15 protein-coding genes and 1 pseudogene are annotated in these 15,642 nt (G+C 65.5%); 5 read left to right on the plus strand and 11 right to left on the minus strand.

Translation table 11 applies throughout. The features are described 5' to 3' along the window. Positions 1 to 61: 61 nt before the first annotated feature. From fliJ to fliF, 5 genes are read right to left on the minus strand one after another with little or no spacing between them, the layout of a single operon-like run. Positions 62 to 514: a flagellar export protein FliJ gene (gene fliJ, locus QQS38_RS18075; protein ID WP_479646731.1), complete on the minus strand. Its 453-nt coding sequence runs from the start codon at positions 512 to 514 to the stop codon at positions 62 to 64. A gap of 13 nt (positions 515 to 527) precedes the next feature. Continuing rightward, positions 528 to 2,255 carry a flagellar protein export ATPase FliI gene (fliI, locus tag QQS38_RS18080; protein ID WP_479646760.1) on the minus strand — a complete coding sequence of 576 codons (1,728 nt, stop codon included), beginning with the start codon at positions 2,253 to 2,255 and terminating at the stop codon, positions 528 to 530. Then, entirely contained in the window at positions 2,252 to 2,920 is a 669-nt protein-coding gene (fliH, locus tag QQS38_RS18085; protein ID WP_479646732.1) for a flagellar assembly protein FliH, read from the minus strand. Before fliH ends, fliI begins: the two co-directional genes overlap by 4 nt. Beyond that, the gene (fliG, locus tag QQS38_RS18090; protein ID WP_102611508.1) at positions 2,913 to 3,908 is read right to left on the minus strand and encodes a flagellar motor switch protein FliG; all 996 of its coding nucleotides are present in this window, start codon (positions 3,906 to 3,908) and stop codon (positions 2,913 to 2,915) included. Before fliG ends, fliH begins: the two co-directional genes overlap by 8 nt. Next, positions 3,898 to 5,718 carry a flagellar basal-body MS-ring/collar protein FliF gene (gene fliF, locus QQS38_RS18095; protein ID WP_479646733.1) on the minus strand — a complete coding sequence of 607 codons (1,821 nt, stop codon included), beginning with the start codon at positions 5,716 to 5,718 and terminating at the stop codon, positions 3,898 to 3,900. Before fliF ends, fliG begins: the two co-directional genes overlap by 11 nt. A gap of 263 nt (positions 5,719 to 5,981) precedes the next feature. Here fliF and fliE point away from each other — a divergent pair, with 263 nt between their 5' ends. From fliE to QQS38_RS18120, 5 genes are all read left to right on the plus strand, one after another. Beyond that, the gene (gene fliE / locus QQS38_RS18100) at positions 5,982 to 6,323 is read left to right on the plus strand and encodes a flagellar hook-basal body complex protein FliE (RefSeq protein WP_479646734.1); all 342 of its coding nucleotides are present in this window, start codon (positions 5,982 to 5,984) and stop codon (positions 6,321 to 6,323) included. Between the two features lie 162 nt (positions 6,324 to 6,485). Continuing rightward, positions 6,486 to 6,923, plus strand: coding sequence for a flagellar export chaperone FliS (gene fliS, locus QQS38_RS18105; protein WP_479646735.1), 438 nt, complete (start codon positions 6,486 to 6,488; stop codon positions 6,921 to 6,923). Continuing rightward, complete coding sequence (locus QQS38_RS18110) at positions 6,920 to 7,249, plus strand: flagellar protein FliT (RefSeq protein WP_479646736.1); 330 nt, start codon at positions 6,920 to 6,922, stop codon at positions 7,247 to 7,249. Before fliS ends, QQS38_RS18110 begins: the two co-directional genes overlap by 4 nt. Before the next feature lie 89 nt (positions 7,250 to 7,338). After that, a complete protein-coding gene (fliK, locus tag QQS38_RS18115; RefSeq protein ID WP_479646737.1) occupies positions 7,339 to 8,886 on the plus strand; it encodes a flagellar hook-length control protein FliK in 1,548 nt (515 codons plus the stop codon). After that, entirely contained in the window at positions 8,883 to 9,263 is a 381-nt protein-coding gene (locus QQS38_RS18120) for an EscU/YscU/HrcU family type III secretion system export apparatus switch protein (protein WP_479646738.1), read from the plus strand. The genes fliK and QQS38_RS18120 overlap by 4 nt, the downstream gene beginning before the upstream one ends. A 74-nt stretch (positions 9,264 to 9,337) precedes the next feature. Here the strand turns inward: QQS38_RS18120 and QQS38_RS18125 are convergent. From QQS38_RS18125 to QQS38_RS18150, 6 genes and pseudogenes are all read right to left on the minus strand, one after another. Next, positions 9,338 to 10,228 (minus strand): annotated as a pseudogene (locus QQS38_RS18125) (XdhC family protein). Continuing rightward, entirely contained in the window at positions 10,201 to 10,767 is a 567-nt protein-coding gene (locus tag QQS38_RS18130) for a CoxG family protein (RefSeq protein WP_479646739.1), read from the minus strand. Before QQS38_RS18130 ends, QQS38_RS18125 begins: the two are co-directional and overlap by 28 nt. Before the next feature lie 285 nt (positions 10,768 to 11,052). After that, complete coding sequence (locus QQS38_RS18135) at positions 11,053 to 12,450, minus strand: amino acid permease (protein WP_479646740.1); 1,398 nt, start codon at positions 12,448 to 12,450, stop codon at positions 11,053 to 11,055. Positions 12,451 to 12,616: 166 nt separating this feature from the next. Further along, the gene (gene rqpR, locus QQS38_RS18140; RefSeq protein ID WP_479646741.1) at positions 12,617 to 13,273 is read right to left on the minus strand and encodes a response regulator transcription factor RqpR; all 657 of its coding nucleotides are present in this window, start codon (positions 13,271 to 13,273) and stop codon (positions 12,617 to 12,619) included. Next, positions 13,270 to 14,184: a sensor histidine kinase gene (locus QQS38_RS18145; RefSeq protein ID WP_479646742.1), complete on the minus strand. Its 915-nt coding sequence runs from the start codon at positions 14,182 to 14,184 to the stop codon at positions 13,270 to 13,272. The genes rqpR and QQS38_RS18145 overlap by 4 nt, the downstream gene beginning before the upstream one ends. A 469-nt stretch (positions 14,185 to 14,653) precedes the next feature. After that, entirely contained in the window at positions 14,654 to 15,424 is a 771-nt protein-coding gene (locus QQS38_RS18150) for a ferredoxin--NADP reductase (protein WP_479646743.1), read from the minus strand. Positions 15,425 to 15,642 lie beyond the last annotated feature (218 nt).

Here is a 15,642-nt window from a genome sequence, read left to right on the forward strand (position 1 = left end):
TGCCTCAAAGTTCATCGACAGGCCGCAGCGCCACGCGCGCCGGCCGCCGATTCGATTCCGGTTAATTCAAATTTTGCTGACGCATGCGCAGCATTTTGGCAGCGTGCTCGTCCGAGTCGCGCTGCTCGCGACGCGCGACGACGCGCGCTTGTTCCGCGTCGCCGCGCGCTTGCAAGACTTCATACGAGCCGAGCTTCTGTTTTTGACGCTGCCACTCGGGCTTGGCTGCTTCCACGCGCGCGGCGGCGGCGGCTAGCAGGCGGCGCTGTTGTTCGATGGCCGCGTCGAGCGTATCGATGAACGCCTGGAAATTGCGCCAGTTGCCGGCAGGCATGCCCGACTGGGCCGAAGCCGAGAAGTTCGCGTGATACTCGTCGCGATAGCGCACCAGCGATTCCAACTGCGCTTCGATGTCCGCACGCTCGCGCTGCGCGCGACCAAGCTGCTTGGCCGCCGCATCGACGTCGTTTTGCGCGAGATCGATCAGCGTTTTGATCGGAAAATGCTTGGCCATCGCTTAGGACTCCTCATTCGAATAACGCATCGAGCATATTGAGGCTTGGTGCGAACGGTGCACATTCGCGAAAGCCCTGCTGCAAGAATGCTTCGATGCGTGGATACAGCGCGATCGCCCGGTCGAGCAGCGCATCGCGCCCGCTCGAATAGGCCCCGACGTTGATCAGGTCGCGATTGCGCTGATAACGGGACAGCATCTGCTTGAAGAGCCGCACGCGCTCCAGATGCTTCTCGTCGATGAGCGCCGTCATCGCCCGGCTGATCGAGGCTTCGATGTCGATCGCCGGATAATGGCCGGCTTCGGCGAGCGTGCGCGACAGCACGATATGACCGTCGAGAATCGCGCGCGCCGAATCGGCGATGGGGTCTTGCTGATCGTCGCCTTCGGTCAACACGGTGTAGAAGGCCGTGATCGAGCCGCCGCCTTCGGGACCGTTGCCCGTGCGCTCGACCAGCGCGGGCAGCTTGGCGAACACCGATGGCGGGTAGCCTTTGGTCGCCGGGGGCTCGCCGATCGCCAGTGCGATCTCGCGCTGCGCCATGGCGTAGCGCGTGAGCGAATCCATCAGCAGCAGCACGTGCTTGCCCTGGTCGCGGAAGTATTCGGCGAGCGAGGTCGCGTAGGCTGCGCCTTGCATCCGCATCAAGGGCGAAACGTCGGCCGGGGCGGCCACGACGACCGAACGGGCCAGCCCGTCTTCGCCGAGGATCTGTTCGATGAATTCCTTCACTTCGCGGCCGCGCTCGCCGATCAGGCCGATCACGATCACTTCGGCGCTCGTGTAGCGCGCCATGGTGCCGAGCAACACCGATTTACCGACGCCCGAGCCCGCGAACAAGCCCATGCGCTGGCCGCGCCCCACCGTGAGGAGGGCATTGATCGCGCGCACGCCGACGTCGAGCACTTCATGGATCGGCTCGCGCTGCAGCGGGTTGATCGAGGGCGCCGACAGCGGCGCGTCGGCGCCGGTATCGAGCGGCCCGAGGCCATCGAGCGGACGGCCCGACGAATCGACGACACGTCCCAGCATGCCCCAGCCCACAGGCAGGCGCTTCGCACCCGCGAGCGGATCGGCGAGCGGCGCGCTTTCGCGCGGATAGACGCGGGCGCCGGGCAACAGGCCCGCGACTTCGGTCGTGGGCATCAAGAAGAGACGATCGCCGGCAAAGCCGACGACTTCGGCCTCGGCCATCGGCAGCGTGCTGCCGGGCGGCATTTCGATCAGGCACTCGGCGCCCACGGCGAGCCGCATGCCGATCGCTTCGAGCACGAGCCCCGCTGCGCGTGTGAGGCGTCCGCAGGCCGAGAGCGGGCGCGCGAGCGCACTGCGTTCGCGCAATGCGTTCAGACGGCTGCGCCAGGCACCCAGATGGGGATTGCTCGCGAGCGCAGGGTCGGGCACGAAGGCGGCGCGCGAGGCGCTCGCGGCGGGCTGAGCCCCCTTATGAGCCCCGTGAGCCACATGAGCGCTGGCGACGTGCTTGAGCGTAGATGTTGCCGAGGACACAGGTTCGTCGTCCAGCGCCTGCAGGGCCGCATCCGTATCCGCATCCGCATCCGCTTGATACGTGTCGCTCGGAACATCGCGTTCTGCCAAAGCGAGATCGTCGCCTGCCGTCGGGTCCAGGGCGCGGCGCGCTTCGGGCAACGCCTCGGGGCTGAACGACGCGAGCGCGAGCTCGACTTCGAGCGGCGACAGGCCACTCGCGCGCAGCGATTCGACGGTGACTTCGTTCACCATTGGCTCACCTTGCCGAGGGCGGCTGCCACGCGCTGCCAGCGCGTGCCGACGGTGGCGTCGATCTCGCCGGTGGCCGCTTGCGCACGGCAGCCGCCGCGCTCGACCGCCGGGTCCGTGCGCACGTTCCAGCCGAGCGTTTCGAGTTCGTCTTTCAAATAGGCTTCCACGATCGGCAAGTCGGCCGGATTGACGATCAACTGTGGTGCGCCGGCGAGCGCGGGCTCGGCTGCCAGGATGTCTCTGGCCGCCGCCACCAGTGCGGCCGGATCGTGCGCGACGTGCTGACGCACGACTTGCTGCGCGATGTCGAGGGCGAGGGCGACGAGCGACTCGGCCATCTCGGTCTGCACGCCGGCGAGGGCAGCCTTGAATTCGTCGGCTAGACCGGCCAGGCGCGTGGCTTCGGCATGCGCTTCCTGCCGGCCTTTTTCCAGCCCTTGAGCGTGGCCCTGATCGAAGCCGGCCTGATATCCGATTGCCTGACCGGCCACGTGGCCCGATGCGAGCCCTTGCTGGTGCGCCGCATGGCGAATGCGTTGGATTTCCTGCGCGAGCCTGTTCTCGCGCACCGGATCGGGGGGAGGGGGCGGGTCGAACGAAGCCATTTCCCAGCGCTGATACGCCGAGATAGGCTTCTTGTCCGAACGGCCCGAATCAGACATATGCATCTTCCGCCTTTCCGCCAATGACGATCTGACCGCTCTCGGCCAGGTTGCGCACGATCTGCAGGATGCGGCGCTGCTGCGTTTCGACTTCGGAGACGCGCACCGGACCGCGTGCGTCGAGGTCTTCGGCGAGCAGTTCGGCCGCGCGCTGCGACATGTTCGAGAGGAACTTTTGACGCAGTGCGGGCGGGGCGCCCTTGAGCGAAATGATGAGCGCCTCGGACTCCACTTCCTTGAGCAGCAACTGAATCGCGCGGTCTTCGAGATCGAGCAGGTTCTCGAACACGAACATTTGGTCGATGATCTTTTGCGCAAGGTCGGCGTCGTACTGACGCACGCTTTCGAGAATCGACTCCTCGTGCATGCTCGGCATGAAGTTCAGGATTTCGGCTGCCGTCCTGATGCCACCCATCGGGCTGCGCTTGAGGTTGTCGCTGCCCGAGAGCAGGCCCGTGAGCACATCGTCGAGCTCACGCAGCGCGGCCGGCTGAATCCCGTCCAGCGTGGCAATACGCAGCAGCACGTCGTTGCGCAGCCGGTCGGTGAAGCATGCGGCGATTTCCGAGGCCTGATCGCGATCCAAGTGAACGAGGATGGTCGCGATGATCTGCGGGTGCTCGTTCTTGATGAGCTCGGCAACGGCGGGCGAATCCATCCACTTGAGCCCTTCGATGCCGCTCGTATCGCTGCCTTGCAGGATGCGATCGATCAGCACGCCGGCCTTGTCTTCGCCGAGCGCCTTGGTCAGCACCGAGCGAATGTAGTCGTTCGAATCGAGCGACATCGCCGTGTGCTGCTCCGCTTCCTTGACGAAGTCCTGCAGCACGTGCTCGACCTGCTCGCGCGTGACGTTCTTGAGCGAGGCCATGGCGGCGCCGATCTTCTGCACTTCGCGCGGTGCGAGAAACTTGAAAACCTCAGCGGCTTCTTCTTCGCCGATCGACATCAGCAGAAGCGCGCTCTTCGTGACCCCTTCAGCGCTCATCGGACACCCAATTCTTGACAACCGTCGCTACGATCTTCGGATCCTTGCGCGCGATGGTCCGCGCGTAATCGAGGTTCCGCTCGAACTTGTGCTTCTCGTTTTCGAAGGCGAGCAGGTTTTGCTCCATGTCGCTGTCGAGTTCCATTGCCGTCGTGATCGGCGTCGGCGAGCCGCCGTCGAGCAACACGGGCTCGCCCGGGCCGTCCAGCGCACCCGCCATGCCCGCGCCCTCCGCCCCGGCTTGGCCTTCGAGCTGCGGCGGGAACGCGCGCCGCATCGCGGGCTTGACCATCATCAGGTAGAGCGCCAGCGCCACGAGGGCGATGCCGATCCATTTCGCCGCTTGGATCGCGAGCGAGATGATCTCGGGCTGCTTCCACCACGGCAGATTGGCGAGCGGATCGGTTTCGGTCGAGAAGGTCGCATTGACGATGTTGACCGAGTCGCCGCGCTTGGCGTCGTAGCCCATCGCATCCTTCACGAGCTGGTTCACCTGCGCGAGCTTCTCCGGCGTGAGCGGCTGCATCGTCGCGTGGCCCTTGGCGTCCACCACGCGCTGATAGTTGATGATCACGGCCGCGGACATGCGCTTGATTCCGCCCTTGGCTTGCGCGACATGGCTCACGCGCTTGTCGAGCTCGTAGTTCGTCGTCGCATCCTTACGCTCGCTGATCGGCGTCGGGGCCGGGCCCGCGGCGCTCGCGCCGCTTGCGACGACGAGCGGCGCCGAAGCCGGCTGCGGCGGCGAATTGGACAGCGCACCGGGCACGCCCGAAGCGCCGCCTTGCGTCATGTCGGTCGCTTGGCTCGTTTGTTGGCTGCGGATCGCCGCCTGCTGCGGGTTGCCGTTCGGGCCGTAGGTCTCGGCCGTCTGTTCCACTTGCGAGAAATCGATGTCGGCGCTGACCTGCGCGTGAGCGTTGCCCGCGCCGAACAGCGGGGCGAGGATCGCGTCGATGCGTTGCTGCGTGTTGCGCTCGACTTGCTGCACGTACTTGAGCTGGGTGGCGTCGAGCCCGCTGCCCGATGCGGGCTGCGTCAGCAGCGTGCCGTCCTGGTCGACGATCGTGACGTTCTTGACGGGCAGATCGCTGACGCTGGAAGCGACCATATGCGTGATCGCCGAAACCTGCCCTTCATCGAGCATGCGGCCCGGATACAGATTGACGAGCACGGACGCCGTCGGGGCTTCCCGCTCGCGCACGAACACGGACGGCTTCGGAATGGCCAAATGCACGCGCGCCTGGCGCACCACCGAGATCGATTGAATCGTGCGTTCGAGCTCGCCCTCGAGCGCCCGTTGGTAATTGACTTGTTCGGCGAACTGGCTGATGCCGAACTTTTCGTTGTCCATCAGCTCCATGCCGACCGAGCCGCTTTTGGGCAAGCCCAGCGAAGCGAGCTTGAGCCGGGTTTCGTTGACTTGGTCCGACGGCACGAGGATCGCGGAGCCGCCTTCGGAGAACTTATAGGGCACGTTTGCTTGCTGCAATGCGGTAATGATGCTGCCGCCGTCCTGATCGGACAGATTGCTATACAGCACGCGATAGTCGGGCGTCCGGCTCCACAGCACGAGGGCGGTGACCACGGCGATCAGCACGGCCACGGCGACGATGAGCGGCGCGCGCGGGTTGCCGCGCATTTGCGAGAGCGACGACAGGCGCTGGGCGAAACCGCCGCCTAGCTCGGCGCCGCCGGCTGCGCCCACGCCGGCGCCTTGCAAGGCGCCGGCCGCGGCTGCGCCTGGCTGGGCGCTCGCGAGGCCTATGCGGGCGTCGGGGTTGATCAAAGAATTAGCCTGCGAATCCATGCTTCGGGGTTCTCCGGGATGCGGGGGTGTCGGGCCGGGGCGTCGGGGGCTTCGAACCCTGTCGGCAAAGGCGAGACACTTTCACGATGGGGATTATCCATGGCGGCTCGCAACTGAATCAGTCGAATAGAAGCGGGTTTTCCCCCTAGTTTCACGGGTTTGGCGGGAACGCCGCTGCTATGCTCACTCTCCGTGATGGGTCGGTGCGTCGCACGGTTATGCGGCGTCAGCCTTTCGCCCCTTTTTTTGGATTTGGAGAGACCATGACCGTGCCAGTCAATCCGCTCACCTCCGCGCTGCAACAAATGCAGACGATGGCCACCGAGGCGGCCGGCGAGTCGAAGGCGGCCTCGCTCGGCGAACAATCGGGCGCGGCCACGGCCGGCAGCTTCGCTACCGCGCTCAAGAGCTCGCTCGACAAGATCAGCGACGACCAGAACAAAGCCGTCGGAGAGTCGCAGGCGTTCGAGCTCGGTTCGCCGAACGTATCGCTCAGCGACGTGATGGTCGATATGCAGAAGGCGAACATCGGGCTGCAGTTCGGCTTACAAGTTCGTAATAAGCTCGTCGCCGCTTATAACGACATCATGCAGATGTCGATCTGAGCGCACGGGCTGCGGTGGTTGGAGCGCGGCAGCGCCACCGCGGATGGCTAAAGCTTTGCTCCCGTCCATCCGATAACCGCGATATGAGCCGCGCACGGTGCTCGTCGATCGAGCACCGCGGGCGCAGTACCGGATAGATACGACCAACAAGGAGAAGCGCCGATGTTTTCCCAAGGACACGCTGGAGCGGGCGCCTATGCGCGCGTCGGCGTCGAGACAGGGGTGATGGGCGCAAATCCGCATCGATTGATCCTCATGCTGTACCAGGGCGCGCGCAAAGCCATTGCACAGGCGCGCATGCATTTGCAGCAGGGCAACATCGGCCCGCGCGGCGAGGCCATCAGTAAAGCCATCGGGATCATCGGCAGCGGCTTGCAGGCATCGCTGAATAAAGAGATCGGGGGGGACATCGCCCTTCGGCTCGACTCGCTTTATAGCTACATGACGCGGCGCTTGCTGGAGGCGAACATCGCCCAAAGCGAAGCGATGTTGATTGAGGTGGACGGCTTGCTCGCGACGCTCGAGGAAGCTTGGATCGCGATCGGTCCGGAAGCCGAGCGGCTTCTGGCGCAGCAAGGGACGGCAGGCGCGCAGCGATGACTTCGAAAGCAGATTATTTTGCCCGCTATGAAGCCATTGCCGCGGTTTCGCAGCGCATGCTGTCCGCTGCGCGCCGTGCACTGTGGACCGAACTGACGGATTTGCAGGAAGAGTACCGCGTGCTCGTCGACAAGCTGCTCGAGGTCGACTGCGGGGTGTCGCTTGACGAGCACGACCGGCTGCGCAAGTACGATTTGATTCGCCAGATCCTGGCCGACGATGCCGCGATTCGCGACCTCGTCAACCCGAGCATGGCGCGCCTTTCCGCTTTTTTTTCGGCGCGCCGTCCGGCCCACGTGCTCAAGGAGCTGTTCGGCGCGCGTTGAGCGCGTCGGGCAATCCGCCCTATTTCCTGATCCGCGGCGCATCGTCCGCGTAACGAAGGCAGATCCGAACGACGGCGCAAGGATGCGGCATGACTGGAATCGACTCTGCCCTCGCTTCGATGCTCGCGAGCCGCATCGACAGCCTGCTCGATAGCGTCGGCGCGGGTTCCCGCGCGAGTCCCGCTCAGTCCGGCGCGACCGGGCTCACGGTCGATACGCCCGTTTCACCGGACGGGGCCGCCGCGCTCGCCGACACGCCCCCGCCCGCTTCCGCGCAAGCGATCCTCTCCGAGGTCGCGCTGACCTTGGACGCCATCTCCCGTTTCGGCGGCGAGGCCACGCCGGCCCTCATCGGCGAGGCGCCGATCTGGCCCGCGCCGCCCGCGATCGATACATCCGCGGCAAAAGAAAGCCAGGCCACGGCCGGCGCCGCCGCCTCGCCCGACCGCGGTGCAGCTTCCTCGGCATCTTCCGCCTTCGCTTCCTCTTCTCCTTTCGCGCCTGCCTCCGGTCAGACGGGCGCGGCTACCGGCGCGGCCGGCGTGGGCGCGGCGGCGACGGCGATGCCTGTCGACGCTCTCGCGGCGGCGCTCGAGCAGACGGTCAATGAATCGGGGTTGTTCTACGAATCGCACTTGGCCCAGTGGCTGAGCGGCGGCTATTCGGCCGAAGCCCTCGCGCGCGAGCCGCAAACGCACCTAGCCGCCGAGGCGCTACAACTGCCGCTCGATTGGGGCGATGCGACGGCGGATTCTCAGGGCGCACCCGCCGCGGCTTGGGCCGGAGCAGGCCCGAGCGCCGGCGATCCGGCCGCCGCGGGCTGGGCGCTGCACGCTTTGCCGCCGCAGTTGTCGTTGCCCGCGTTCGGCGCGAGGGCCCAGGCGGGCAGTGCTCCGTATCAGAACGGCGGCGCCGGCGATCATGTTTGGCGCGGCGTGTCGGCTGGGGCAACGGACGACACAAGCTTGGGCGGTGCGCGCTCGGCAGGTCTTGCCCCCGACCTGCGCGCTTCGATCGCCGCTTCGCTGCACCCGGCGACGATTCCGCTCGTGCGCCAACAACTCGATTTGCTCGCCACCCAGCAATTTCGGTGGACCGGCGAAGTGTGGCCCGGCGCGAAGCTCGACTGGACGATCGAGCCCGAGCGCGAGCGCCAACCCCGCTCGGGCGATACGCCCGACGGCGAGCCGCAGCAAACCTGGCGAACCCGAGTGACGCTCGCGTTGCCGACGCTTGGCACCGTCGATGCGGACCTCGTGTTGACGGGCGCGCAGCTCGTCGTGCGGGTGCAAGCCAGCCCGGGCGGGGCGGCGCGGCTTTCATCAGGCGGGGCTGCGTTCGGGCGCCGGCTGCAGGCGGCGGGGATCGAGCTGACGGGGCTGCAGATTCGAGAGATCGGTGGCGCCGCACCGGCGGCGGCAGGCAGCGCTTCGACGGCGACCTCGGCCTACGCGCGGGCCGCGGCGGAGGCACAGGCGCGCGAGACGCCGGATGACGTTTCGGATGTCGAAGTCCGCGAGGGCGCACCGGGTGCGGGCGCGCGCGGCGGCTCGGCCGATGCCGCGGCCAAGCGCGGCGCTGTCGCTTCGCCGATCGATCGCTTGTTCGACGACCCGTTCGAATGGAGCGGGTCATGAGCCGGCGCGAGCGACGCAAGAGCGCGGCCGCGCTCGCATACGACGCGAAGAGCGGCGACAATGCCCCGCGCGTGATTGCGAAGGGTTATGGGCTCGTTGCGGACATGATCATTCAGCGAGCGCAAGAAGCCGGGCTTTACGTCCATCGGGCCCCGGAAATGGTGTCGCTGTTGATGCAGGTCGATCTGGATTCGCGCATTCCCCCCGAGCTTTACCAGGCCGTGGCCGAACTGCTGGCATGGTTGTATCGGCTGGAGAGCGGAGTCGCGGATGAAGGAGCTGACGGCGAAAGTGTGTCGGCGGAAGCGCCGTTGACTACGGGGCAGACCGAAGCGCCGCTGGCCGGTAGCCACGGCTATCCTCGGCTACCGTCCTGACGCGCAGAAAGACCCTGCGGGCGACCGCGAGCGTCGCGCGAAAGGGTGTGGGAAATTGAGACTCGCCAAACGCCCTATGCCTCACAGTCAGCGCGTTCCCTTACAGCCATTGCCCCTTTCACCTGCCGCGTCGTAGGCAACGGGACCCCGTTTTTTGCCGCAGTCAGTTCGGCCGGAATCGAAATCGCGATTTCAGCAGGCGTGCGGCTGCCGATATCGATGCCTATCGGGCCGTGCAGCCGCGCCAGGTCGGCGTCGCTCAAGTCGAATTCCCGCAGCCTTTCCCGCCGTGCCGCGTCGTTACGTCGGGAGCCGAGCGCGCCGACATAGAACGCCGGCGTTCTTAGCGCTTCGATCAAGGCGAGATCGTCGAGTTTCGGATCGTGTGTCCGCGCGATGATGGCCGAGCGGCCGTCAGGACTCATTTGCACCACGGCGTCGTCGGGCATCGTGCGCACGAGTTCGGCACCGGGCACGCGCCACTCGGTGGTGTACTCTTCGCGTGGATCGCTACCAACTTTTCGCCGTCGAATCGAACGCCATCCCCGGCGGCGGCCGGCGCAAGCCGCGCGGCGCCCGTGCTCATGTCGAGCGTGCGCGAGACCAGCGCGCCCCGGCTCAGCGTCGATGCCGCTCGCTTGCGTCAACGGTTCGAGCACGAGCTCCAGCGTGCCGCCGCATGGCAGGCCGAACCGGTGCGCCTCGTCCGCCGCCACGCCGTAGCGCGCAACGCTCGGCCGTGAAAGGTCGATCTGGTCGCGGCGAGCGCGCTCGATCAGATCGTCCTCGATGCATCCGCCCGAAACCGACCCGATGAGCAGGCCGTCGCAGCGAATTGCCGCCATGGCGCCGGTGGGCCTGGGCGACGAGCCCCAGGTGCGCACCATCGTGGCCAGCACGAGGCGCTCGCCGTCGGCCAGCCAGCGCCTGCTCGTCTTCAGGACCTCGAGGTCCATGCCTTCCACGATTTCCCCCCTTTACCGGAAGGCGCGGACTCGAGGACCGCTGCATGTTGCAACGACGGCTCGGCCGGCTGCGGCGCGTCGTTAGGCAACCCTAAATCGCGGGCCGTGATGTGCGCCGCGAAACGCTTGAAGAATTCGTCGGCCACTTTGCGCACGGCCGCGTGTGCGGGACTGTTGCCGTCGACGTGCAGTGCTTGCGAGCGCGCCGTATAAAGCAGGGTGCTCGATGCATCGCCGTCCGCTTCGAGCCGCAATCGAGCGCCTGCGGCGCCCCCGTTGGCGGCACCCGCGGGCGCATCGAGCTCGAACACCAGCGTGCGCGATTGCGGTCCGCCCACCTCCGCCACGCGAATGCGCCCTTTAAAACGCGCCGCGACTCCCTCGGCGGCGAAGTTCATGGCCAGGAAAAAGCCGTTTTCACCGTCGGCCTGAATGTCTTCGCACCCGGGAATCGACGCCCGCAGAATCGCGGCATCGGTGAGTGCTTCCCAAGCCCGCTGTGGCGGCACCGGCAGCGTGTAGCTTTCCGTCAATTCCATTCGCATTACTCCTCCTGTTAGAGGGATGGACCGATGCCCACGCGCTTCGGAGCGCCCGCGGCGTCGGATCTTTCATTATGTACTCTGCAAAGGCAGTGAGTTCCTCTCGTTTCATGTCGACGAGAGATCTTTGGCCCGTTCACGAGCCGGGAATCGAATCAGCGCGAACAGGTGCTAGCAAGGCGCGTGCAAAAAAAAACGGCATCGCGGCCGAAGCCGGCGATGCCGTAGGGTTTGCGCGCCCGGCGCCGATACACCCTTTCCCAGGGCGCAACGGCGCTCGGCTCAGTGCCTGTCGCGGGCGAGCAGCGAATGCCGGCGCGAGTAGCCGAAGTAGACGACGAGCCCGATCGCGAGCCAAGCGAGGAATGCCATCCACGTAATCCACTGCAGGTTGGCCATGAGGAAAACGCAGGCAGCCACGGCGGCAAGCGGCACGACGGGCACGCCAGGGCAGCGGAATGCGCGCGGCAGGTTGGGGTGGGTGCGGCGCAGAACGAGCACGGCGATCGACACCATCGAGAAGGCGGCGAGCGTGCCGATGTTGATCAGTTCGGCCAGCACGTTCAGCGGCACGAGCGCGCCGATGAGACCGAAAAAGATGCCGACGATCCACGTAGTCGTAAACGGCGTGGCGAAACGCGGATGCACGCGCGAGAGCGCTCGGGGGAGCAAACCGTCGCGCGACATCGCGAAGATGATCCGCGTTTGGCCGTAGCTCATGACGAGAATGACGGTCAGCATGCCCAGCACGGCGCCCAGGTCGATGAAACCGGCCACCCAGTTTTGCCCGGCCACTTGCAATGCGTACGACACCGGGTGAGAGATTTCCGCGAAACGGGGCGAGGGCACGATGCCGGTCACGACCGCGGCGACCGCCACATAGAGCACGGCGCAGACCGCCAGCGAGGCGATGATGCCGATCGGCAGATCGCGCTTCGGATCTTTGACCTCCTCGGCGGCCGACGAAACCGAATCGAAGCCGATGAACGCGAAGAACATCACGGCGGCCGCGCCGAACACGCCGTGCCAGCCGTTCGGCATGAACGGATGCCAATTGACGGGCTTGACATGGAATACGCCGACCGCGATCACGGCTAGCACGACCGCGACCTTGATGGCGACCATCGCGTTATTGACGCGCGTCGACTCCCGCACGCCCACCGATAGCAGCGTGGTGATGGCCATCACCACGAGGAAAGCCGGCAAATTGAACAGCGTCGTGGCCCCCGCGACTGCGCCGGGAGCGGCCGTCAACGCCATCGGCAGGTTCAGCCCCATGCCCGCGAGCAACGATTGCAGGTAGCCCGACCAGCCCACCGCGACAGCCGAGGTGGCCAGCCCGTATTCGAGCATCAAATCCCAGCCGATGATCCAGGCCGCCATCTCGCCGAGCGTTGCGTACGAGTAGGTGTAGATCGAACCGGCGACCGGAATCGTCGATGCGAATTCAGCATAGGCGAGGCCCGCCAGCGCGCACGCCACGGCAGCGATCACGAATGCGATCATCAACGCCGGACCCGCCTGCACGGCGCCCGTGCCGGTCAGAACGAAAATCCCGGTGCCGATGATGGCGCCGATGCCAAGAAAGGTGAGATCGAGGGCGCCGAGCGCTTTTTTCAGGCCCGTGCGCTCGGCACTGGCGATCATCTGCTCGACGTTTTTCTTGCGAAATAGGGACATGGGGCGAGGGTCTCGTGACGGACGCACCGAACTGGTGCGATTTTACGTACGGAAAAACCCTAGATTCTAGCCGATACGGCCTTCGAAGCCCGCTGTGGTGTAAGGAATCAGAAATGTCTCAACGGCGCGGCGTGCCCCCGTCATCGCGGTGGGCCTAGCGTGCGCTTTAGCCCGTCATCGCGGGATTCAGATCCACGAGACGGTTGCTCATCACATAGAACGTGAGTTCTGCGTTGTTGCGCAGCTTCATCTTCTCGAGCAAGCGGGCGCGGTAGACGCTGACGGTTTTCACCGAAAGCGAGAGCGCATGTGCGATGTCGGTCAGCCGCTTGCCCGACGCCAACATGCACAACGTTTGATATTCGCGGTCGGACAGCTTTTCATGCGGCAACTGGTCGCTGTCGAACGAGACGTAATCGGCCAACGCTTCGGCCAGCGCCGGGCTGACGTATTTGCGTCCCCCAGCCACTTGGCGAATCGCCTCGATCATTTGCGTGGCCGTGACCGTCTTGGACAAGTACCCGGCCGCACCGGCTTTGAGCGAGCGCACGGCGTACTGATCCTCTCGGTACATCGAAAACATCATGACGGGCGCGCTAGGCGCCCGGCGTTTGACACGCTTGAGCAGTTCGATGCCGTTCATATCGGGCAGCGAGATGTCGAGCAGGACGATGTCGAACGGCTCGCCGTCCAAGCTCGCCAGCGCTTGCGCCCCGCTTTCCGCTTCCACGACCTCGCGAACCACCCCATGATTGAGCAATAACTGGCGAACGCCCTGCCGGACGATGGCATGATCGTCGACGAGCAACATCCTGAGCGTCATCGGCGTTGCCTCGCGCGTGTGACGCGGGTCGAGCGGTGGCGGGTGTCATCCATGGCGTCGTGCGCCATCGCCGCCCACACGAAATGCGCGCGCACGGTGGTGCCCGGCTGAGCCGCGCCCGCCGGGCCGGTTGCGGGCCACGCGCCGTGCCATGGCGCCGCCGGCGATTCATCGCGCAGCCGCGAGGCGATGCGCAGCGCCCCGCCGAACGCTTCGCAGCGGGCGCGCATGCCGGGCAAGCCGAACCCTCGCGCACCGGCGGAACTCGGGGCCCCGGCGCGACGCGCGCGCGGCGGCATGCCGCGGCCGTCGTCCTCGACGATCAGCGTCAAGCGTTTCGCGTCCGTTTGGATGCGAACGTCCGCACGCGATGCCTTCGCATGCTTCGCGACGTTGTTCAATGCTTCCTGCGCCACCCGCATGACGGCGAGGGCCGCGTCCGGGGGCAGTTGCGCGAGGCGCACGTCGGCGGCGCAGACGAAGCTCGTCGCGAGTCCCGTGCGCGCGGCAAATTCGCGGGTCCACTGCGCGAGCGCGGCGACGATGCCGCCCTCGACGCTGGGTGCGTGCAGATCATGCACCAAGCGTCGCCCCGCTTCGCAGGCGGCCTCGATCGATCGCCGGGCGAGAGCCAGCGCGGCGGCAGCAGCGGCGACGTCCTGCGCGGCCGTCAGCGCATGCTCGACGTTGGCGAGCGCGAACCGCGCCGCGGTGAGTTCCGCGCCAAGTCCGTCATGGATTTCGCGTGCGAGATGGCGCTTGATGGATTCGCGCGTTTGGGCCAGTTCGGCCGCCAACTCGCGCAAACGCGGATCGTCGTTGCTCGCGCCCGCTTCGGGGGCCAGCGCGACCAACGGCGGCAGGTCCAAGGTTTCATGTTGCCGAGCGGCAGGAGCCAGACGTTGATTCATCGCGAAGAGACTATCTCGAATTTTCACGTCATCGCGTCGGAAAAGCGGACGCGGCAGGTAACGCAATTTACATCTGGTAACAGGGAGGACCGAGAAAGAACGTTTTCATTCGACCCTTCATTGGGGCGGATAATATCCCAAAATGAGGAAAAATACAGACGCGGCAACCGTTTCCATGCGTCAACATGCCCTGATTGACAGCCTGGAGGTTTTGGTCTTGTAGGAAAATTTCCTACGAAGAAATGGCGGCGGCGCGCATCGACTTGTAACAAGCGTGCGGGAGTCGGTCGATCGCGAAAAAGAAAAACCGGAGTGCAGGCTCCGGTTTCTTTGAGTGAGGCGTGACACGTGACACGTGACACGTGACACGTGACACGTGACACGGACAGCTGAGACTATGCCTCGCGCTGCGAGCGGCCGCGCCGCGCGGTACGGCTGTCCGCGACGATGGGCGGCCCGCCGGGGTCCGTTAGCCGACGAACGCCTTCTCGACCACGTAGTGCCCCGGTTCGTTATTGCTGCCTTCCTTGAAGCCGAGGCTGTCGAGCAGTTCGCGCGTGTCGCGCAGCATGTGGGGGCTGCCGCAGAGCATGACGCGATCGTTCTCGACCGAGAATGGCGGCACGTCCAAGTCTTCGAACAGCTTCTTCGTATCGATGAGTTCGGTGATCCGTCCGCGATTTTGGAACGTCTCGCGCGTGACGGTCGGATAGTAAACGAGCTTTTCGCGCACGATTTCGCCGATGTCCTCGTGGGCTGGCAGATGCTCGGTGATGTATTCCTTGTAAGCCAGCTCATCGACGAAGCGGCAGGTGTGCGTCAACACGACCTTTTCGTAGCGGTCGTATACGCCCGGATCCTTGATGATCGACATGAACGGCGCGAGGCCGGTGCCGGTCGAGAGCAGCCAGAGCGTCTTGCCCGGGAGCAGGTTGTCGGCCATCAGCGTGCCCGTGGGCTTCTTGCCGATCAGCACTTGGTCGCCGACCTTCAAGTGTTGCAGTCGCGAGGTGAGCGGACCGTCGGGCACCTTGATGCTCAAAAACTCGAGGTTTTCCTCGTAATTGGCGCTTGCCATGCTGTAGGCGCGGATCAGCGGCTTGCCGTCGACTTCCAGTCCCACCATCGTGAATTGGCCGTTTTCGAATCGAAACGACGAATCGCGCGTGCAGGTGAAGCTAAAGAGCGTGTCGGTCCAGTGGTGGACGGAAAGGACGGTTTGCGGGTTCAGATTGCTCATGGCTACGGTGAAAGTGCGAAGAGGTGGGCACCAAAGCGCTCGGCGCACGAGCGCTCCGGCCGGCGTGGCAGGGCGGGGCGCGCGAAGAGCTGTCGCGATGCGTCGCAAGACGCGAAAGGTCGCTATTTTAACGCGCCTGCCGCACGCTCGTGGGGGAGGGTTCTATGTCGATTCGGCATGCCCATATAACCGCGGCAAGGGGGTGCTTGGGCGCGGCG

The organism is Trinickia sp. Z7 (assembly GCF_056498045.1).